Consider the following 19,244-nt stretch of genomic DNA (forward strand, 5'->3'; position numbering starts at 1 on the left):
GGGAAGCTCAAGCAGCCTGCCGCGACGCGCCGCCAAGCACATCGGCAAGCGCGTTCGCCACGGCGTCGAGGTTTGCGTCGTTCAGGCCCGCGATGCACATGCGGCCCGAACGCAGCAGATAGACGCTGTGCAACGCACGCAGCCGATCGACGTCGGCCGCGGCGATGCCCGTGTAGCTGAACATCCCGCGCTGCGCGACGAGCGCATCGAACGCACGGCCCGGCAGGCGCGCATCGAGCCGCGCCTTCAGCTCGCTGCGCATCCGCTTGATGCGCGTGCGGATCTGCCCGACCTCGTCTTCCCACTGCGCACACAGCGCGTCGTCGTTCAGCACCGTCGCCACGAGTTGCGCACCGAACAGCGGCGGGCTCGAATAGGTGCGGCGCACGCCGGCCTGCAACTGGCTCAGCACCGTCGCGGCCTCGCCCGCGTTCGCGCAGACGATCGACAATCCACCGACGCGCTCGCCGTACAGCGAGAAATTCTTCGAGAACGAGTTGCCGACGATCGCGGGCAGGCCCGCATCGACGATCGCGCGCACGGCCCATGCGTCGTCGGCGAGACCGTCGCCGAAACCCTGGTACGCCATGTCGAGGAACGGGATCAGCCCGCGCCGCACGAGCACGTCGATCACCTCGCGCCATGCGTCGCGGCCCAGGTCGAGCCCCGTCGGGTTGTGACAGCACGGCTGCAGCAGTACGACGCTGCGTGCCGGCAACGCGTCGAGCGTCGCGAGCAATGCGTCGACGCGAATGTCGTTGCGCGCTTCGTCGTAGTACGGATACGTATGCACGTCGAGGCCGGCCGCCGAGAAAATCACGCGATGGTTGTCCCACGTCGGGTCGCTGATCCAGATCGCACTGTCGGGGAAATAGCGCTTCACGAATTCCGCGCCGAGCCGGATCGCGCCCGAGCCGCCGAGCGTCTGCAGCGTCGCGATGCGCCCTTCCGCGAGTGCGGCGCAATCGGCGCCGAACACGAGCCGCTGCACGCCCTGCCGATATGCGGCGAGCCCTTCCATCGGCAGATACGTGTGCGGCGCACCGGCTTCGCGCAAACGCTCGGCCGCGATGCGCGTGCTGTCGAGCACCGGAATCCGGCCCGCTTCGTCGTAGCAGAGACCGATGCTCAGGTTGACCTTGCGCGGATGCGCATCCTGCTGGAACGCCTGGAACAGCGACAGGATCGGATCACCCGGATAGGCGGGAATGTGTTCGTACATGGCGGAGTGACGGTAGGAGTTGAAGGCGGCGGCGCGACCGGCGGCATCACGTCGCGTCAGGCCGTGCGGTCGAGGCATGGAGCGCATGTTATCGAGGTCGAAATAGAATGAGCTTCACTTTTCGATGACGAACCGGCCGGATTGAAGTAGAGTCTGCGGTTGTTATCTCTGAATTCACCGGATTCTGCGAAATGACCCTGGATCGAACCGACATGAGGATCCTCCGGCACCTCGAGGGTGACGGACGCATCAGCAATCAGGACCTCGCGAACGCGGTCGCGCTGTCACCGTCGGCGTGCCTGCGGCGTGTAAAGCTGCTGGAGGAGCGCGGCGCCATTTCGGGGTATCGCTGCACGATCGATCCGAAGAAGGTCGGCGTCGCGTTCGAGGCGCTCGTGCATGTGTCGATGCGCCCGGACGTACCCGAGTGGCACGACAGGTTCGTGGAGGCGATCCAGCAGTGGCCGGAAGTCATCGCGGCGCAGATCGTGACCGGCGGATCGAACTACGTGCTGACGGTTCGTGCACGCGATCTCGATCACTACTCGGACTTCGTGATCAATCGGCTGCACCGCGCGGCGGGCGTGATGTCGATCAACTCGAGCATCGTGCTCGCGACGCTCAAGCGTGACGGATCGATCCTCGATCTCGTCGAGCCGTCGGCGGCCGGCTGACCGATCGTTGCGCGGACCTGAAAAAAATTTGCAGAAAGGGCTTTACGAACCCCAAAAGCTCTGACATAATTTCAGCTTCTTTGGGCGGTTAGCTCAGCGGTAGAGCACTGCCTTCACACGGCAGGGGTCACTGGTTCGATCCCAGTACCGCCCACCAAAGAATTCAAGGGCCTGCGTCTCACGACGCAGGCCCTTTTCGTTTTGGCGCGCCGAACTTCACGTCGGCTGCTTCGCCCCCCCTCCGATAGCGGCATCACCCGACACGGATCCGCTACTTCGAACTCAGTCAGCCGGTTCGCTGCTGCCTCGGGTCTCCCCTGTTTCTGATCTGCAGGACGCTGGCGGCGACGCAGCGCCCCCGGCTCGAACTACGTGGTTTTCCAAGAATAACTCAGTACTACAAATTAAAATCCTCCGCGGGAACGTCCTCCCTCAAACAATTACCCATTGACGCCATCTGATTCTTCCAATACCAATAGCTTGTTATCGGCGATAAAAATCAGACGAATAGACTGTCAATTGCAAAATACCCTATTCCTTCGCCAATCAAGCACTGTCATGTCGGTACTATCGACCGATTCGGCACCGGAACCTGCACAAAACTCGGACGTTTCATACAAGTCGCCGCCGAGCCTTCAATATGAAAGTAAGAAAACTGCCACTGTAATTTTCGGTAATTCTTATGTAACATTTGTAGGTATTCGGATGAATAGAATCGTTGCACCATATAACAGCCAGCCGAATCGTCATCGCATTTACGGCACGGAAAGAATGACTTGCGATGGTAAGCTGGCGATAGAACCAATGTCCCCATGTCACCAGAGAAGAACGATTACACCCTGTGGCTTACCGGTCTGAGCGGCGCCGGCAAGTCAACCCTTTCGCACGAAATTGCCAGGCAGTTGCGTGCCCGCAATGTTCCGACATGCATTCTCGACGGGGACGAATTGCGCGCAGGCGTCTCGCCAGATCTCGGCTTCACGCGCGAAGACCGTACCGAGAACTGTCGTCGCACCGCCGAAATGGCGAAACTGCTCAACAATCAGGGGTTTACGGTAATCGTCGCGCTGATCTCGCCTTACGAGGCCGATCGGCAGCGGGCACGACAAATCATCGGTGCCGATCGATTCGTCGAGATCTATCTGAAAACCGATATTGCAACCTGTTCCGCACGTGATCCGAAGCGCCTCTATGAAAAGGCGATCACGGGCCAGACGACGCAATTTACCGGCATCTCGGATCCATACGAAGTACCGACTGCACCCGATCTCATCGTGGAAACGGGCACGTTGGACATTGCCTCTTCGGTAGCGCTCATCATGAACTTCGAGCGGCAGCGATTCGCGCACGCGTAATCTCGCCCCGCCGCCGTTTCGCAGCGAAGCGACATCCATTCCTTTCCCGTGATCGGGCCGATCACGGCATTGGCCCGATCACGGCGGACATGCTCCGCACGGGTCGCCCGCGATCCGAACGCCTCCTGTCCAGTCCAGCGAAACTCGCCCAAACCTCGTTCGAGCGCGACGCAACGTGCTGCCCCACGATCGTGACTACACGAGCGCCCGGTCAAGCATTGCTCGACTACCCCACCCGCTCCGCCGTCGCATCGAACGCGCGCCGCGCCTTGTCGACGATCTCGTCGACCTCCGTCTCACGGATCACGAGCGGCGGCGACAGCAGCATCCGGTCGCCGGTCGCGCGCATGATCAGGTTGCCGTTGAAGCAGAAGTCGCGGCAGATCGTGCCGATATCCACGGCCGCGCCGAACCGCTCGCGCCGATCCCGGTCACGTGCAAGCTGAACGCCTGCGACCAGCCCCGTCCCCGCAATCTCCCCGACGATCGGATGACCGCCCAGCGCGTCGCGCAGACGGCGCTGGAAATACGGCCCGATGTCGTTCTTCACGCGCTCGACGATCCCTTCGTCGCGCAGCAGCTTCAGGTTCGCGACCGCGACGGCCGCGGCGACCGGGTGACCCGAGTACGTGAGCCCGTGGTTGAATTCGCCGTTGTCGATGATCGGGCGTGCAACACGCTCGTGAATGCCGACCGCCCCCATCGGCACATAACCCGACGTGAGGCCCTTCGCCATCGTGATCAGATCCGGCTCGAAGCCGAAGTGCTGGTGCGCGAACCATTCGCCGGTGCGGCCGAACCCGCCGATCACCTCGTCGGCGACGAGCAGGATGTCGTACTTGCGGCAGATCCGCTGGATTTCCGGCCAGTACGTCGACGGCGGGAAGATCACGCCGCCCGCGCCCTGGAACGGCTCGCCGATGAACGCGGCAACGTTCTCCGCGCCGAGCTCGAGAATCTTCGCTTCGAGTTGCTGCGCACGCGCGAGACCGAACGCTTCCGGCGTGTCGCCCGGCTGCGCTTCGCCGAAGAAATACGGTTGATCGATATGCACGATGTGCTCGACCTTCGACGGCATCTGCTCGTGCATGTAGCCCATCCCGCCGAGCGTGCCGCCGGCGATCGTCGAGCCGTGATAACCGTTCTTGCGCGAAATCACGAACTTCTTCTGCGGCTTGCCCTGCACGCGCCAGTACTGGTGCACGAGGCGCAGCACGGTGTCGTTGCCTTCCGAGCCGCTATTGCAGTAGAAGAAGTGGTTGAAGCCGGCGGGCGTCACTTCCGCGAGCATCGCCGACAGTTCGATCACCGGCGGGTGCGTCGTCTTGAAGAACGTGTTGTAGAACGGCAGCTCCTGCAGCTGACGATACGCGGCATCGGCGAGTTCCTTGCGGCCGTAGCCGACGTTCACGCACCACAGGCCGGCCATCCCGTCGATGACCTTGTTGCCGTCCGAGTCCCACAGGTAGACGCCGTCGGCCTTCACGATCACGCGGCTTCCCGCGCGGTTCAGTGCGCCCATGTCCGAGAACGGATGGATGTGGTGTGCGGCGTCGAGTGCACGGTATTCGGCGGTCGAGTGCGCGGCCGGCCGCGGCGAGAAGGCTTCGTTTCGATCGATCATGTTTTCTCCGGATAACAGTGCCGCACTCATACGTGCAGCAGCAGATGCCTGCGCTCCCACGAGCTGATCACGCGGAAGAACGCTTCGTATTCGGTTTCCTTCAGCGCCAGATAGGCCTTCACGAACTTGTCGCCGAGGATGCCGGCGAGCGGCTCGCACGCGGCCATCAGCGAAATGCCCTCCTCTAGGTTGCGCGGCAGCTGGTACGGCAGGTCGTAGCCGTCCGATGCGATCGGCTCGGTCGGCGCGAGCTGCTGCGTCATGCCGAGATAACCGGCCGCGAGCGTCGCCGCGAACGCGAGGTACGGGTTGCAGTCGACGCCGGGAATCCGGTTCTCGATGCGTCGCGCCACCGGGCTCGACTGCGGGATGCGGAAGCCGACCGTGCGGTTGTCGTAACCCCACTGCACGTTGATCGGCGCGGCCATGAAGCGCGACAGCCGGCGGTACGAGTTGATGTACGGCGCGAAGATCGGCATCAGCGCCGGCGTGTATTTCTGCAAGCCGGCGAGATAGCTGCGGAACAACGGCGACACGACGCCGTCTTCTTCGGCGAACAGGTTGCGCCCCGTGTGCAGATCCGCGAGGCTCTGGTGGATGTGCATCGCGGACCCCGGCTCGCCTTCCATCGGCTTGGCCATGAACGTCGCGTACATGTTGTGACGCAGCGCGGCCTCGCGCACCGTGCGCTTGAACAGGAACACCTGGTCGGCCAGCGGCAGCGCATCGCCGTGCACGAAGTTGATCTCCATCTGCGCGGCGCCGACTTCGTGGATCAGCGTCTCGATATCGAGGCCCTGCATGTCGCAGTACTCGTAGATATCCTCGAACAGCGGATCGAACTCGTTGACGGCCTCGATCGAATACGACTGGCGGCCGGTCTCCGCACGCCCCGTGCGGCCGACCGGCGGACGCAGCGGCAAGTCCGGATCGGCGTTCGTGTCGACGAGATAGAACTCGAGCTCGGGCGCGACCACGGGCTTCCAGCCCTTCGCCTTGTACAGGTCGAGCACGTGGCGCAGCACGTAGCGCGGCGAGATCTCGACTGGCGAGCCGTCGAAATGCACGCAGTCGTGGATCACCTGCGCGGTCGGATCGACGGCCCACGGAATCAGGCAGATCGTCGCGGGATCGGGCACGCACACCATGTCGGGATCAGTCACGCCGGTCAGCGTGCCGTCCTCCGGATAGTCGCCGGTGACGGTCTGCACCATCACGGCCTGCGGCAGGCGCATCGATTCGCCCGATTCGAACTTGTTGCGCGGAATGATCTTGCCGCGCGCGATGCCGGCCATGTCGGGAATGATCGCCTCGACCTCGGTGATGCGGTGCTGTCGCAGGAATTCGCTCAGTTCGGGTTGCATGATCGGCCTCTTTCAGTCGACGTCGGATGCGGCGGGCGACGGCATGTCGCCGCCCGCCGCATGAATGCGGTGCGTCATGCGCGCGCGGCACGCCGCGCCGAATGCCGCGAAGATGTCGCGCGACAGCGGCTGTTCCGCGAAGCGCCATTCGGGATGCCACTGCACGCCGAGCGCGAACGCGCGCGCGCCGCGCACGCTGATGGCCTCGACCAGTCCGTCGGGCGCGCTGGCTTCGACGGTGAGCCCCGCGCCGAGGCGTGCGATGCCCTGGTCGTGCAGCGAATTGACCGTCGCTTCGTGCGCGCCGCGCGCGACCCGCTGCAGCAGGCCGCCCGGCGCGAGCTGCACGACGTGCGCAGGGCCGTACTGCCGTTCGAGCGGATCGGCCGGCCGTTCGCGATGGTCGTCGAAACCGTTGGTCGCATGTAGCCGCTGATGCAGCGTGCCGCCGTAGGCGACGTTCAGCTCCTGCATGCCGCGGCAGATCGCGAGCACGGGCACGCCGGCCTCGATCGCCGCGCGGATCAGCGGCAGCGCGGTCGCATCGCGCGCGGGATCGTGCAGCGTGTCGGGCGCGCTCGCGTCACCGCCGTAATGATGCGGCTCGACGTTCGAGTAGCTGCCGGTAAACAGCAGCCCGTCGACCGCCGCGACGATCGTGTCGGCCGGCTGGCGCGCGCCAAGCGCGGGCAGCACGAACGCAAGCGCGCCGGCGCCGTCGACGAGCGCGGCCAGGTACTTCTCGCCCGCCGTGTGATTCGGATGCGCACCGCGCAAGATGCGGTCGGCGGTGACGGCTACGATCGGGCGCGCACGCATGGACGTCTCTCCTGTAATGGCGCGCGGCACGCCCGCGCGCGGGACGATGAAGATCCGCGATTGCGCCCCACGCCTGCACAACCACGCAGCGCGTGTGCAGGCGCGATCCCGCCGCGCGGACGATGCGGCAACAGGCGGTGCGAACCGGGACGAAAGCGGAAAAGGACGCTAGGGCAACAACGATGCGCTGCCGTCGCACTGCACCGCGCTGAACACGTGCGCGGTCACGAGATTGAAGCGGCGCAGGCCGCGATGGGACATGGCGAAGAAACGAGGCTCGCTCAAAGGGGCGGCACGCGTGCCGCGTTCAGCATGCCGGATCGACCCGGCCTGAGGCGGCGCGCCCGCCGACGGACTTCGCGTCCGGCGTATCGAAGGGCTGGCGGCTTTCACGATCGTACTCGACTGACTGATGGATGCAGGACACGTGTCGCGATCAAGCGCATGCGGCAAGGCCTCGCGGCGACACGTCGGCAAGGTATCTCGCGACGGATTCCGGTGCGGCGTGGCCGTGGCCTCGCCGCCGGTACGCGCGTGACGACTCCCTGACATTCAGCTTATATCACCTAAAAATTGCGTCAAATTTTCAGGTATCGATGACGACATCGATCAGACGAAAAAAAACGGCATCGATCGCCGGGATCGATGCCGTGTTGTGCATTGCGTCGGGTCGCGCGCTGCACGCCGACGGGCTGCCACCCACTATTTCGCCGCGCCGCCGCACGCGGGCGGCTCGCGCTCAGCGATGCGTGAGCGCGGTTTCGACGAGCGTCTGCAGCAGCGGCACAATCCGCGCTGCACGGGCTTCGTCGTAGGCGTACGGGCGCGTCTCTTCCATGTAGGTGATCTGCGACAGCTCGAGCTGCACGGCTTCGACGCCGGTATCGGGCACACCGTAGTGACGCGTAATGTAGCCGCCCTTGAAGCGCCCGTTCGCGACGGCCGTATAACCGCCGTGCTCGAGCACGGCCGCGGCCAGCGCCTCCGCGAGACCGGGCGCGGCACTCGCGCCGCTCGACGTGCCGAAGTTGAAGTCCGGCAGGCGACCGTCGAAGAAGCGCGGCACGTGCGAGCGGATCGAATGCGCTTCCCACACGAGCACGCGGCCATGCTCGCGCTTCAGGCGCGCGACCTCGCGTTGCAGCGCGTCGTGATACGGAATCCAGTAGCGGTCGCGACGACGCATGATCTCGTCGTTGCCGGGCAGCGCGTTCGCCGGATAGAGCGGCGCCTTGTCGAACGTATCGACCGGCACGAGCCCCGTCGTGTCCTGCCCCGGATACAGGTTCTCGTTGTCGGGTGGACGGTTCAGGTCGACGACGTAACGCGCGTGCGACGGGACGAGAATCGATGCGCCGAGGTCCGCCGCGAATCCGTACAGCCGCTCGAGATGCCAGTCGCAATCGTCGACGAAGCGCGCGTCTTCCGTCATCGTCGCGGCGATGTCGTCGGGGATGTGCGTGCCTGCGTGCGGAATCGAGATCAGCAGCGGCAGCGTGCCCTGCTTCAGCGTGAATACAGCCGGTTGTTCAGTCATGTGGCATCACCGTAAGGGTCTGCCGGCGCACGCGCATGGCGTGCGCCGGTTGCCGCGCGTCAGCGCAGCAGTTGCGCCAGCGCGGCGCGGTAGTCGGCATACGCGACGGCTTCGTCGCGATGGCGGCGGCCGCTCACGACGCGTTCGCCACCGGTGTAGACGTCGAGCACGGGCGTCTCGCCATGCTCGGCGAACACGATACCCGACAGCCAGGACGCGCTGTCGTGTTCGGCGATCGCCGGATGATCGGGATCGAGCACGAGCCAGTCGGCGCGGCAGCCTTCGCGCAGCGCACCGACGCGCCGCCCGCTGGCCTGCGCGCCACCCGCGAGCGATGCGTCGAACAGGCGGTCGGCGACATGCGCCTGCGTGTCGCTCGCCAGCACGTTGCGCGCGCGGTGCACGAGCCGTTGCCCGTATTCGAGCAGGCGCAGCTCGGCGCGCCAGTCGACCGACGCGTGGCTGTCCGAGCCGACGCCGATCACACCACCCTGCGCGAGATAATCGACGGCCGGGAACACACCGTCGCCGAGGTTCGCTTCGGTCGTCAGACACAGGCCGGCGACCGCGCGACGCTTCGCGAGCGCCGCCGTTTCAGCCGCGTCGACGTGCGTCGCGTGCACGAGGCACCAGCGCGCATCGACGTCGAAGCGATCCAGCAGCCATTGGACGGGGCGCGCGCCGTAGGCACGAACGCAGTCGTCGACTTCGGCCGTCTGTTCGGCGATATGGATATGCACGGGCGCATCGCCGGGCAGCCCTTCGAGCAGCACGCGCAGCCCGTTCTCGGACACCGCGCGCAGCGAGTGCGGCGCGACGCCGTAGCGCAGCCCGCCGTGCTCGGGCGCCGTGCGGCGCATCGCGTCGAGCAGTTCGAGCAGGCCGTCCGGCGTGTTGATGAAGCGGCGCTGGTCGTCGCGCGGCGGCTTGTTGCCGAAGCCGGCGAACTGGTACGACACGGGCAGCATCGTGATGCCGATGCCGGCCGAGCGCGCGGCGTCGACCACGCGCGTGCCGAGCTCCGCGATCTGCGGATAGCGCGAGCCGTCCTGCGTGTGATGCACGTAGTGGAATTCGCACACCGACGTGTAGCCGCACTTGAGCATCTCGACATACAGCCAGCGCGCGATCGCGGCGAGCGCGTCGGGCGTGATCTTCAGCGCGAAGCGGTACATCAGGTCGCGCCAGCTCCAGAAGCTGTCGGCGGGATTCGCGCGGTATTCGGTGAGCCCCGCCATCGCACGCTGGAATGCGTGCGAATGCAGGTTCGGCATGCCGGGCAGCACCGGCCCGGCCGCGCGCGCAACGCCTGCCGGCGCGTCGGTGTCGGGCGTCACTTCGGTCAGCGTGCCGGCCGCGTCCCAGCGCAGCAGCACATTGCGGCGCCAGCCATCGGGCAGGTAGGCTTGGTCCGCGAACAACAGGGTGTCGGTCATTGCGATTCCTTATTGACCAGAATCGACGCGCCAGCGTTGGGTCTGGTCCCATTCCACGGTCGGCAGGGCTCGCGCATCAGCGCTTCCCCTGCCCCGTTGCAATCGACCGGACCGCGACACGCTTCGGCGCCGGGTCCGGTCTCATGCAAAACTCATCCGTTCATCCGGCGAAACACGGTGGTCCCGCCGCGTACGACCTGCTCGCACAGCGGCCGGCCGATCCAGTATGCAAGCTCCGCCAGCGAACCGACCGACCACACGGCGAAGTCGGCCTGGCGACCGACCTCGAGCACGCCGTGGCGATCCGCGCGGCCGAGCGCCGCGGCCGCATGGCGCGTCACGCCCTGCAGCACCTCGGGCACCGTCATGCGGAACAGCGTGCAGCCGAGATTCAACGTCAGCAGCAGCGATTCGAGCGGCGACGTGCCGGGGTTGTGATCGGTCGCGAGCGCGATCGGCACGCCGTGCTTGCGCAGCAGCTCGATCGGCGGCAGTTGGGTTTCGCGGATGAAGTAGTACGCGCCGGGCAGCAGCACGGCGACCGTACCGGCCGCCTTCATTGCCTCGATGCCGGCTTCGTCGAGAAATTCGAGGTGATCGGCAGACAGCGCGCGATAGCGCGCGGCCAACGCCGTGCCGCCCGCATTCGACAGTTGCTCCGCATGCAGCTTCACGGGCAGCCCGCGCCGCGTCGCGGCCTCGAACACGCGCTCGGTCTGCGCGAGCGAAAAGCCGATGCGCTCGCAGAACACGTCGACCGCGTCGACGAGTCCCTCGTCGGCCAGCGCCGGCAGCATCCGGTCGCACACTTCGTCGATATACGCGTCCGCGCGGCCCGCATATTCGGGCGGCAGCGCGTGCGCGCCGAGGAAGGTCGTGTAGACGGTGACCGGGAAACGTTCGCCGAGCTGGCGCGCGACGCGCAGCATCTTGCGCTCGCTCGCCAGGTCGAGCCCGTAGCCCGACTTGATCTCGATCGCGGTCACGCCTTCGGCGAGCAGCGGCTGCAGGCGCGCGGCGGCCTGCACGAACAGTGCCGTCTCGTCGGCCGCGCGCGTCGCGCGCACCGTCGATACGATCCCGCCGCCCTGCCGCGCGATTTCCTCGTAGCTGACGCCCGCGAGACGCTGCGCGAATTCGTCGGCACGCGTGCCGCCGTACACGAGGTGCGTGTGGCAGTCGACGAAGCCCGGCGTCACCCACGCGCCATGCAGATCCTCGCGCTGCCAGTGCGCATAACCGTGCGGCAGCGCGGACAGCGCGCCGAGCCAGACGATCGTGCCGGTTTCGTCAACGGCGATTGCCGCGTCGTCGATCGTCTCGTCGGGATGGCCGTGCGGACACAGCCTCAGGTGATGCCAGACAGTCGGTTTCATGCGTTCAGTCTCGTTCGCCGATGGCGAGCGATACGGCAAGCAGCGCGCCGCCCCCGCTCACGACGACGTCAAACGCACGCTGCGGCCCGTCGAGCCGCAGCGTGTCCATTTCTTCCAGTGCGTAGTGCGTGCCGTCGATTTCAACACCGGCCGCACCGGCCGCGCAAAACAGCAGCACGGTATCAGCGCGCTCGATGTGGTGCGCGCCTGCGCGCCATACATCGAGTGCCCCGCGCGCAGCCGAACGACGCGTCATCAGGTTGAAGTCGCGCGTCGCGCCGTCGTGCAGCGTCGCATCGATCGCCGTCTCGCCCGCGAAATCCGCGCGCGCCAGCGGCGTATCGAGCACGTGGCTAACACCGCCCGCTTCCGCGAGCGTCATGCCCGCACCGGACAGCAGTACGAGCGTGCGGTCGACGCCGTCGAAACGCGAGAACGGCCCGGCCGTGCCGACGTCCGCGACGCTCACGCGCCATGCAAACGCATCGAGCGCGGCGCCCGGTGGGAACGCGCCGATCTCGCGCGTCACACCGCCGCCGTTCTTCCACGGCGACGCGACGAGATCCGCCGCGCGGATCATCGTCGCGTTCACCGGCGCCTGGTCGAGCGCCGTCATGCTCAGCGGCCGAGCATCGGCAGCTTCAGGCCGGCTTCGCGGGCCGTCTGCTGCGCGAGTTCGTAACCGGCATCCGCATGGCGCATCACGCCCGTCGCCGGATCGTTCAGCAGCACGCGGCCGAGACGCTCGTGCGCTTCGGCGGTACCGTCGGCGACGATCACGACGCCCGAGTGCTGCGAGAAGCCCATGCCGACACCGCCGCCGTGATGCAGCGACACCCACGATGCGCCGCCTGCCGTGTTCAGCAGTGCGTTCAGCAGCGGCCAGTCGCTGACTGCGTCCGAACCGTCCTTCATCGATTCCGTCTCGCGGTTCGGGCTCGCGACCGAACCCGTGTCGAGGTGGTCGCGGCCGATCACGATCGGGGCCTTCAGTTCGCCGTTCTTGACCATCTCGTTGAACGCCTGGCCGAGGCGATAGCGATCCTTCACGCCAACCCAGCAGATCCGTGCCGGCAGGCCCTGGAACGCGATGCGCTCACGTGCCATGTCGAGCCAGTTGTGCAGGTGCGGATCGTCGGGGATCAGCTCCTTCACCTTCTGGTCGGTCTTGTAGATGTCTTCCGGATCGCCCGACAGCGCAACCCAGCGGAACGGGCCCTTGCCTTCGCAGAACAGCGGACGGATGTACGCCGGCACGAAGCCCGGGAAGTCGAACGCGTTCTCGACGCCCATTTCCAGCGCCATCTGGCGGATGTTGTTGCCGTAGTCGAGCGTCGCCGCGCCGCGTTCCTGCAGATCCAGCATCGCCTGCACCTGGACGGCCATCGACTGCTTCGCGACCTTCACGATGCTCTGCGGATCGACCTTCTGCGCTTCGCGCCATTGCGCGACGGTCCAGCCTTGCGGCAGGTAGCCGTTGATCGGATCGTGCGCGCTCGTCTGGTCGGTCACGCAGTCCGGCGTGATGCCGCGCTTGACGAGTTCCGGGAACACGTCGGCTGCGTTGCCGAGCAGGCCGATCGACACGGGCTTGCCGTCGCGCTTCGCTTCCTCGATCATGCCGAGCGCTTCGTCGAGCGTCGTCGCCTTCTTGTCGACGTAACGCGTCTTCAGGCGGAAGTCGATGCGCGTCTCGTCGCATTCGACCGCGATCATCGAGAACCCGGCCATCGTCGCGGCCAGCGGCTGCGCGCCGCCCATGCCGCCCAGGCCGCCCGTCAGGATCCAGCGGCCCGACGGATCGCCGTTGAAGTGCTGGTTCGCGACCGAGAAGAACGTTTCATAGGTACCCTGAACGATGCCCTGGCTGCCGATGTAGATCCAGCTGCCGGCCGTCATCTGGCCGTACATCATCAGGCCCTTGCGGTCGAGCTCGTGGAAGTGATCCCAGTTCGCCCAGTGCGGCACGAGGTTCGAGTTCGCGAGCAGCACGCGCGGTGCATCCTTGTGCGTACGGAACACACCGACCGGCTTGCCCGACTGGATCAGCAGCGTCTCGTTCTCTTCGAGATCCTTCAGCGACGCGAGGATCTGGTCGTAGCATTCCCAGTTGCGCGCCGCGCGGCCGATGCCGCCGTACACGACGAGCGCATGCGGATGCTCGGCGACTTCCGGGTCGAGGTTGTTCTGGATCATCCGGTAGGCCGCTTCGGCCAGCCAGGTCTTGCAGGTCTTCTCGCTGCCGCGCGGCGCGCGGATCGTGCGCGTCGGATCGAGACGGGGATCGATGTGTTTCGGATGGTTCATGACGACTGCTCCCGAAGGAAAATGAAATTCAAATAGGAATCAGAAATGCCCGGTGAAGCGATAACGGCTGCCGGGATGCCACAGATTCGCCACCGAGGCGACGACGCCCTGCGACCAGGTGCGCCGATGTAAAACCAGACACGGTTCGACGTCGTCCATCCGCAGCTGCTCGCGCCGCTCCGGCGCCGGGGCCGCCGCTTCGATCCGGTACTCGACGCGCTGCAGCGGAGCCGCGCGCATCAGGTACAGGTTCGGCGTCGTGTTCGTGAAATCCTGCTCGGCGTAATCCGGCGCGACCGCCGGATTCACCCATCGTTCTTCGAGCTGCACCGGCTCGTCGTTCTCGAAGTGCAGCACCTGCGAATGAAACAGCTTCGCGCGCACGGCCACCTGCATCTCGTCGGCGAGCGCCTCGTCGGCGCGGATCGTCTCGAGACCGAGCACGCTGGCGTGATACGCATGCCCACGTGCACCGACTTCTTCCGAGATGCTGCGGATCGCAACCAGGGTCGACTCGTACTTCGGCCGCGCGACGTAGGTGCCCGCGCCCTTCATGCGCGTGAGCACCTGCTCGGCCGTCAACTCGCGCAGCGCGCGGTTGACGGTCATGCGCGCGACCTTGAACTCGCGTGCCAGCTCGTTCTCGGACGGCACCTGGTCGCCCTCCTCCCACTCGCCGGCGTGGATGCGGCCCAGGATGAAATCCTTGATCTCCTGGTAGACCGGCGCGCTCATGGGCTTACTGTTCCGATGCGAACGAGAACGGTGCGACCTTCGCGAACGCACGCTCGCCGACCAGCTTCGCGATCGCCGCGATGTCCGGTGCGAAGTAGTGGTCGAGCTCGTAGTGCGCGACCTTGCCGCGGATCGTTTCCATCACGGGCGCCAGCTTCGGGCTCGTGTGATACGGCGCGCGCAGGTCGACGCCCTGCGCAGCGGCCAGCAGTTCGATCGCGAGGATGTGCTTCGTGTTGTCCGCGATGTCGGCGAGCTTGCGCGCGGCGAACGTCGCCATCGACACGTGGTCTTCCTGGTTCGCCGAAGTCGGCAGCGAATCGACCGATGCCGGGTGCGCAAGCGTCTTGTTTTCCGACGCGAGGGCAGCGGCCGTCACGTGGGCGATCATGAAGCCCGAGTTCACGCCGCCGTCCCGCACGAGGAACGGGGGCAGGCCCGACAGCGTCGCGTCGATCAGCAGCGCGATGCGGCGCTCGGCCAGCGCGCCGATTTCAGCCGCGGCCAGCGCGAGGTTGTCGGCCGCGAACGCGACGGGTTCCGCGTGGAAGTTGCCGCCCGACAGCACTTCGCCGGTATCCGGGAAGATCAGCGGGTTGTCCGACACCGCGTTCGCCTCGATCAGCAGCACGTTGGCCGCATGGCGCATCTGGTCCAGGCACGCGCCCATCACCTGCGGCTGGCAGCGCAGGCTGTACGGATCCTGCACCTTGTCGCAGTCACGGTGCGACTGGTTGATCGGCGAGCCTTCGAGCAGGTCGCGGTAGGCCGCTGCCGCGTCGATCTGGCCTTGATGGCCGCGCAGTTCGTGGATACGCGCATCGAACGGCTTCACCGAGCCGGCCGCCGCGTCGACCGACAGCGCGCCGGCGACGAGCCCGGTGCGGTACAGGTCTTCGATCGAGAACATGTTGTCGAGCGCCAGCGCGGTCGATGCCTGCGTGCCGTTCAGGAGCGCGAGGCCTTCCTTCGCCTGCAGCGTCAGCGGCGCGAGGCCCGCGACGCGCAGACCATCGAGCGCGCTGGCGCGTTCGCCGCGGATGAACACTTCGCCGACGCCGAGCAGCACGGCCGACATGTGCGCGAGCGGCGCGAGGTCGCCCGATGCGCCGACCGAGCCCTTCACCGGGATCAGCGGCAGCACGTCCGCGTTGAACAGCGTGATCAGCGCGTCCATCACTTCGCGACGGATGCCCGAGTGGCCGCGGCCGAGGCTCGACAGCTTCAGCGCCATCAGCAGGCGCACCGACGAACGCTCCATCGGCGCGCCGACGCCGACCGCGTGCGACAGCACGAGGTTCTTCTGCAGCAGTTCGAGCTGGTCGTGCGGGATGTGCGTGCTGGCCAGGCGACCGAAGCCCGTGTTGATGCCGTAGGCCGGCTCGCCCTTCGCGGCGATGTCGGCGACAGCCTTGGCGCCCGCGTCGATCTTCGCGAAGCTGGCCGGGTCGAGCGTCAGCTGCACGGATTCGCGTGCGATCTGGCGCAGTTGCGGGAGGGTCAGGTGGCCGGGGGTCAACGTAATCATGTGAGCAATCCTGTCTAGACAAGTTCGGAATGGATTGAAGTGTAGCCATCTGAACTTGTCTAGACAACCCGTTTTTCACTGATTTCGACTTGGGAGTTTCCCTGATGTCCGGCCCTGCCCGCCGGACCGGGCCGTGGGGTTCGCTCATTAACATATGTTGCAATTATTTTGTCTTTGGCAACATACGGTTCATCACTCGCCAAGGAGATCCCGCCATGCACTTCCCGTCACGATTCGCCGCCCTGCTCGGCCGCCGCCTGCTCGTCGCCGCGTGCGCGCTCGCGTGCGGCGCCGCGCTCGCCGCGGAACCGCTCTCCGGCACGCTCGAGAAGATCCGGCAGACCAACCTGATCTCGATCGGCCATCGCGAAACGTCGGTGCCGTTCTCCTATGTCGACACGAGCGGCAAGGTGATCGGCTTCTCGCAGGATCTGTGCGACCGCGTGATCGCCGCGGTGAAGGCGCGCACCGGCAAGCCCGACCTGCAGGTGCGCTTCATCCCGGTCACGTCGCAGAACCGCATCCCGCTCGTGCAGAACGGCACCGTCGATCTCGAATGCGGCGTGACCACGAACCTCGCCGCGCGTCACGCGCAGGTCGCGTTCTCGACCACCTTCTTCGTCGCGACGACGCGCCTGCTCACGCGCACGACGTCGGGCATCCGCGACTTCCCCGACCTCGCGGGCAAGACGGTCGTGACGAACCAGGGCACGACGTCCGAACGCCTGCTGCGCAAGATGAACGAGGAAAAGAAGATGAACATGCAGATCATCAGCGCGAAGGACTACGGCGAAGGACGCCTCACGCTCGAATCGGGCCGCGCGGCCGCGTACATGATGGACGACGTGCTGCTCGCGGGCGTGCGCCAGCTCGCCGCGAAACCGGTCGACTGGACGATCGTCGGCACGCCGCAATCGTCGGAAGCCTACGGGTTCATGCTGCGCAAGGACGATCCGCAGTTCAAGGCGCTCGTCGACGGCGTGCTCGTGCAGCTGATGAAGAGCGGCGAGATCAACGCGCTGTACGACAAGTGGTTCATGAAGCCGGTGCCGCCGAAGGGGCTGTCGTTCGATTTCCCGATGAGCGACGTGATCAGGACGCGCTATGCGGCGCCGAACGACGCGCCGCTCGAATGAGCGACGCGCGTTGACACGGGCTCACGCGCGCGTCCATGCGATGCACGCCGCGTAGCCGGGCGCCGCGTCGAGCCACGCGGCGTCGAACGCCGCCACGCCGGCGGCGGGCGCGGACGGCTCGACGATCTTCGTCGCCGGCGTCGCCGCATCGCGCGGCGGCACGACCGAGAATGCGCGCAGCCCGCCGACGATGCCCGTGCCGAGCGCCTTGAGCAACGCTTCCTTCGCGCTCCAGACGCGCATGAATTCGGCCGCGCGCGCGTCGGACGGCAGGCCGTCGAGATACGCGGCTTCGGCGGGCGCGCAGACTTCGCGCGTCAGCGCGCGCCAGTCGGCCGCGCGGTTGCAGCACTCGATATCGACGCCGACGCGGCCTGCGGGCGCCCACGCAAGCAGCGCATGATCGCCCGCATGCGACACGTTGAAGTCGAGCGACGCGCGATGGGCGCGATCCAGCGACGGCCGCCCCGATTCGTCGACGACGATCGCAACCGCATTCGGTGCGATCCCGAGGACCGTCCCGAGCACGTCGCGCAGCGCGGCGCGCGTCGCGGCGCTGCGCACCGCATCCTCATGCCGCATGAAGCGCGCGGCCCGCGCGCGCTCGCCATCGCTCAGCGCCGCATAGGCGGGCGCCGCAAGCGGCACGCGCCAGTCGAAATCGACGCGCGCGAGCCGCACGCCGGCGCGGGACGCGGCGGCCGGCACGTCGAGCGCCTGCATGCCCCATGCGCGGGGCGTTTCAACCGGGGAAGCGGAATCGGACGGAATGGACATCGGCACGCGGCAGCCTGTGCTGGGGGATGAAACGTCCGATGTTAATCGATCGCGCCGGCGCGCGAACCGGCGTGTGCTTGCATTGCGGTGTCTGCGTCGAATCACGGAGGCGTCACTATTGGGGTGCGAAGGTCACGCATCGCAACGTGCCGCGCCTGCACCGCGTTGCGAGGCCGCCCCGCTTCACCCGTTCGCGGCCACGCCTGGCACGCCGCTCCCCGTCGCCCGAGCGCGCGATGCCGGATGTAGCGCGTGCACGCTACCCGGCGCATCGGCCGGCAGCACGCCATGTTGCAGCCAGTACAGCGCGACGGGCCACAGCGCGTCGGTGAAGCGGCTGTGGAAAAATGCGAAATGACCAATCGCGTCGACGCCGATGTCGCCGGGTGCGATCCGCAGGTGCGTGACGTCGCTGCCCGTGTAATAGCCGACCAGCCGCTCGATCGCGTCGACGGTGCCGAACGCGTCGTCGTCGACGCCGATCGCGAGCATCGGCGCCGACAACCCCGCGAAGCGCGCAGGCAGCGCCGCGCGGCTCACGGTGCTTTCGTCGCGCAGGCCACCCACGTAACCATCTTCGAAACGCGGTTGCGAGCGCGCCCACGACAGCGCGATGCCGCGCGGCGTGTCCTCCATCCAGCCGAGCCGCTTCGCGGGCACATAACCGAACACGGCCGCCAGCACCGGCATCGCGACGTGCCACTTCCACCACATGCGGCGCCGCTCGGCCGGCAGGTAATCGCGCCAGTATGCGTACTGCGCACCGACGGTCACCGCGTGCCGCACGTGCACGTTCGATGCCGCGAGCCCGAGCACGCAGCCGCCGATGCTGTGCGCGACGACGTCGAGCGGCTGGCCCGGAAACGCGTCGCGCGCATAGTGCAGCGCGGCCTCGCAATCGAGCCGCCCCCAGTCGAGCCAGTTCGCGCGCAGCTTCGCGAGCCGCGCGGGGCGCGACCCGCCGATGCCGCGATAGTCGTACACGAGCACGTCGCGCCCCTGCGCGAACAGCCAGGCCGCGAAACGGAAGTAGTAGTCGCAGCGCACCGACGTCGCGCAATTGATGACCGTCACCGGCCGCACCGCACCGCCGCCGCGATGGCGCCACACATGGCCGCGCAACACATAGCCGTCGGCTGCACGCAGCGTCACGGGCTCGGGTGGCAACGCGCCTGCCGTGCGCTCACACCGTGTGGCCCCGCCTTCTTCGTTCGAATTCGTCATCCTGTCTCCTGTCGGCCAGAGTTAGCGCTTTAGCGCTTACTCTGGCCCCATGCTTCGCGGTCGATCGGAGTTGGCCCTTTAGCGCTTACTGCGATCCCATGCTTCACGGTCGACCAGAGTTGGCCCTTCA

The 19,244-nt window shown here is 66.6% G+C and carries 16 protein-coding genes and 1 tRNA gene; 4 read left to right on the forward strand and 13 right to left on the reverse strand.

The window, feature by feature from the left end; all coding sequences use genetic code 11:
• Positions 1-7: 7 nt before the first annotated feature.
• Entirely contained in the window at positions 8-1,222 is a 1,215-nt protein-coding gene (locus tag H3H55_RS11870; RefSeq protein WP_193098705.1) for an amino acid aminotransferase, read from the reverse strand.
• Between the two features lie 191 nt (positions 1,223-1,413).
• Between H3H55_RS11870 and H3H55_RS11875 the strand changes: the two genes are divergently transcribed.
• From H3H55_RS11875 to cysC, 3 genes are all read left to right on the forward strand, one after another.
• Positions 1,414-1,896 carry an Lrp/AsnC family transcriptional regulator gene (locus tag H3H55_RS11875; RefSeq protein ID WP_129512527.1) on the forward strand — a complete coding sequence of 161 codons (483 nt, stop codon included), beginning with the start codon at positions 1,414-1,416 and terminating at the stop codon, positions 1,894-1,896.
• A gap of 82 nt (positions 1,897-1,978) precedes the next feature.
• Positions 1,979-2,053 (forward strand) — tRNA-Val (locus tag H3H55_RS11880).
• A 655-nt stretch (positions 2,054-2,708) separates the two neighbouring features.
• Entirely contained in the window at positions 2,709-3,251 is a 543-nt protein-coding gene (gene cysC, locus H3H55_RS11885; protein WP_193098706.1) for an adenylyl-sulfate kinase, read from the forward strand.
• Between the two features lie 226 nt (positions 3,252-3,477).
• On the opposite strand, the gene H3H55_RS11890 is transcribed toward cysC, so the two are convergent.
• From H3H55_RS11890 to hutH, 10 genes are all read right to left on the reverse strand, one after another.
• Positions 3,478-4,875 carry an aspartate aminotransferase family protein gene (locus tag H3H55_RS11890; protein ID WP_193098707.1) on the reverse strand — a complete coding sequence of 466 codons (1,398 nt, stop codon included), beginning with the start codon at positions 4,873-4,875 and terminating at the stop codon, positions 3,478-3,480.
• A 26-nt stretch (positions 4,876-4,901) separates the two neighbouring features.
• Positions 4,902-6,239, reverse strand: a complete 1,338-nt coding sequence (locus H3H55_RS11895) for a glutamine synthetase family protein (protein ID WP_129512529.1) — start codon at positions 6,237-6,239, stop codon at positions 4,902-4,904.
• Positions 6,240-6,251: 12 nt separating this feature from the next.
• Positions 6,252-7,058, reverse strand: coding sequence for a gamma-glutamyl-gamma-aminobutyrate hydrolase family protein (locus H3H55_RS11900; RefSeq protein ID WP_193098708.1), 807 nt, complete (start codon positions 7,056-7,058; stop codon positions 6,252-6,254).
• A 739-nt stretch (positions 7,059-7,797) separates the two neighbouring features.
• Positions 7,798-8,595 carry an N-formylglutamate deformylase gene (gene hutG, locus H3H55_RS11910; RefSeq protein ID WP_193098709.1) on the reverse strand — a complete coding sequence of 266 codons (798 nt, stop codon included), beginning with the start codon at positions 8,593-8,595 and terminating at the stop codon, positions 7,798-7,800.
• A 59-nt stretch (positions 8,596-8,654) separates the two neighbouring features.
• The gene (locus H3H55_RS11915) at positions 8,655-10,031 is read right to left on the reverse strand and encodes a formimidoylglutamate deiminase (RefSeq protein WP_193098710.1); all 1,377 of its coding nucleotides are present in this window, start codon (positions 10,029-10,031) and stop codon (positions 8,655-8,657) included.
• A 152-nt stretch (positions 10,032-10,183) separates the two neighbouring features.
• Entirely contained in the window at positions 10,184-11,407 is a 1,224-nt protein-coding gene (hutI, locus tag H3H55_RS11920; protein ID WP_193098711.1) for an imidazolonepropionase, read from the reverse strand.
• A gap of 4 nt (positions 11,408-11,411) precedes the next feature.
• Entirely contained in the window at positions 11,412-12,023 is a 612-nt protein-coding gene (locus tag H3H55_RS11925; RefSeq protein WP_193098712.1) for a HutD family protein, read from the reverse strand.
• 2 nt (positions 12,024-12,025) lie between these two features.
• Entirely contained in the window at positions 12,026-13,714 is a 1,689-nt protein-coding gene (hutU, locus tag H3H55_RS11930; protein WP_129512536.1) for a urocanate hydratase, read from the reverse strand.
• Between the two features lie 39 nt (positions 13,715-13,753).
• Positions 13,754-14,449: a histidine utilization repressor gene (hutC, locus tag H3H55_RS11935; protein ID WP_048248840.1), complete on the reverse strand. Its 696-nt coding sequence runs from the start codon at positions 14,447-14,449 to the stop codon at positions 13,754-13,756.
• 4 nt (positions 14,450-14,453) lie between these two features.
• The gene (gene hutH, locus H3H55_RS11940; protein WP_129512537.1) at positions 14,454-15,977 is read right to left on the reverse strand and encodes a histidine ammonia-lyase; all 1,524 of its coding nucleotides are present in this window, start codon (positions 15,975-15,977) and stop codon (positions 14,454-14,456) included.
• Between the two features lie 215 nt (positions 15,978-16,192).
• Between hutH and H3H55_RS11945 the strand changes: the two genes are divergently transcribed.
• On the forward strand, positions 16,193-17,113 hold the full coding sequence (locus H3H55_RS11945; RefSeq protein WP_193098713.1) for a glutamate/aspartate ABC transporter substrate-binding protein: 921 nt from the start codon (positions 16,193-16,195) through the stop codon (positions 17,111-17,113).
• A 21-nt stretch (positions 17,114-17,134) separates the two neighbouring features.
• On the opposite strand, the gene H3H55_RS11950 is transcribed toward H3H55_RS11945, so the two are convergent.
• The gene (locus H3H55_RS11950) at positions 17,135-17,890 is read right to left on the reverse strand and encodes a 4'-phosphopantetheinyl transferase family protein (protein WP_193098714.1); all 756 of its coding nucleotides are present in this window, start codon (positions 17,888-17,890) and stop codon (positions 17,135-17,137) included.
• Between the two features lie 183 nt (positions 17,891-18,073).
• Positions 18,074-19,114 carry an alpha/beta fold hydrolase gene (locus H3H55_RS11955; RefSeq protein ID WP_193098715.1) on the reverse strand — a complete coding sequence of 347 codons (1,041 nt, stop codon included), beginning with the start codon at positions 19,112-19,114 and terminating at the stop codon, positions 18,074-18,076.
• Positions 19,115-19,244 lie beyond the last annotated feature (130 nt).

Origin of the sequence: Burkholderia sp. Z1 (assembly GCF_014893795.1) — a bacterium.
GTDB classification, from domain to species: domain Bacteria; phylum Pseudomonadota; class Gammaproteobacteria; order Burkholderiales; family Burkholderiaceae; genus Burkholderia; species Burkholderia theae.

Bases quoted from the DNA above. Each gene is read 5' to 3' on its own strand.
- H3H55_RS11870 (WP_193098705.1), bottom strand. From the start codon at position 1,222: ATGTACGAACACATTCCCGCCTATCCGGGTGATCCGATCCTGTCGCTG.
- H3H55_RS11875 (WP_129512527.1), top strand. From the start codon at position 1,414: ATGACCCTGGATCGAACCGACATGAGGATCCTCCGGCACCTCGAGGGT.
- cysC (WP_193098706.1), top strand. From the start codon at position 2,709: ATGTCACCAGAGAAGAACGATTACACCCTGTGGCTTACCGGTCTGAGC.
- H3H55_RS11890 (WP_193098707.1), bottom strand. From the start codon at position 4,875: ATGATCGATCGAAACGAAGCCTTCTCGCCGCGGCCGGCCGCGCACTCG.
- H3H55_RS11895 (WP_129512529.1), bottom strand. From the start codon at position 6,239: ATGCAACCCGAACTGAGCGAATTCCTGCGACAGCACCGCATCACCGAG.
- H3H55_RS11900 (WP_193098708.1), bottom strand. From the start codon at position 7,058: ATGCGTGCGCGCCCGATCGTAGCCGTCACCGCCGACCGCATCTTGCGC.
- hutG (WP_193098709.1), bottom strand. From the start codon at position 8,595: ATGACTGAACAACCGGCTGTATTCACGCTGAAGCAGGGCACGCTGCCG.
- H3H55_RS11915 (WP_193098710.1), bottom strand. From the start codon at position 10,031: ATGACCGACACCCTGTTGTTCGCGGACCAAGCCTACCTGCCCGATGGC.
- hutI (WP_193098711.1), bottom strand. From the start codon at position 11,407: ATGAAACCGACTGTCTGGCATCACCTGAGGCTGTGTCCGCACGGCCAT.
- H3H55_RS11925 (WP_193098712.1), bottom strand. From the start codon at position 12,023: ATGACGGCGCTCGACCAGGCGCCGGTGAACGCGACGATGATCCGCGCG.
- hutU (WP_129512536.1), bottom strand. From the start codon at position 13,714: ATGAACCATCCGAAACACATCGATCCCCGTCTCGATCCGACGCGCACG.
- hutC (WP_048248840.1), bottom strand. From the start codon at position 14,449: ATGAGCGCGCCGGTCTACCAGGAGATCAAGGATTTCATCCTGGGCCGC.
- hutH (WP_129512537.1), bottom strand. From the start codon at position 15,977: ATGATTACGTTGACCCCCGGCCACCTGACCCTCCCGCAACTGCGCCAG.
- H3H55_RS11945 (WP_193098713.1), top strand. From the start codon at position 16,193: ATGCACTTCCCGTCACGATTCGCCGCCCTGCTCGGCCGCCGCCTGCTC.
- H3H55_RS11950 (WP_193098714.1), bottom strand. From the start codon at position 17,890: ATGTCCATTCCGTCCGATTCCGCTTCCCCGGTTGAAACGCCCCGCGCA.
- H3H55_RS11955 (WP_193098715.1), bottom strand. From the start codon at position 19,114: ATGACGAATTCGAACGAAGAAGGCGGGGCCACACGGTGTGAGCGCACG.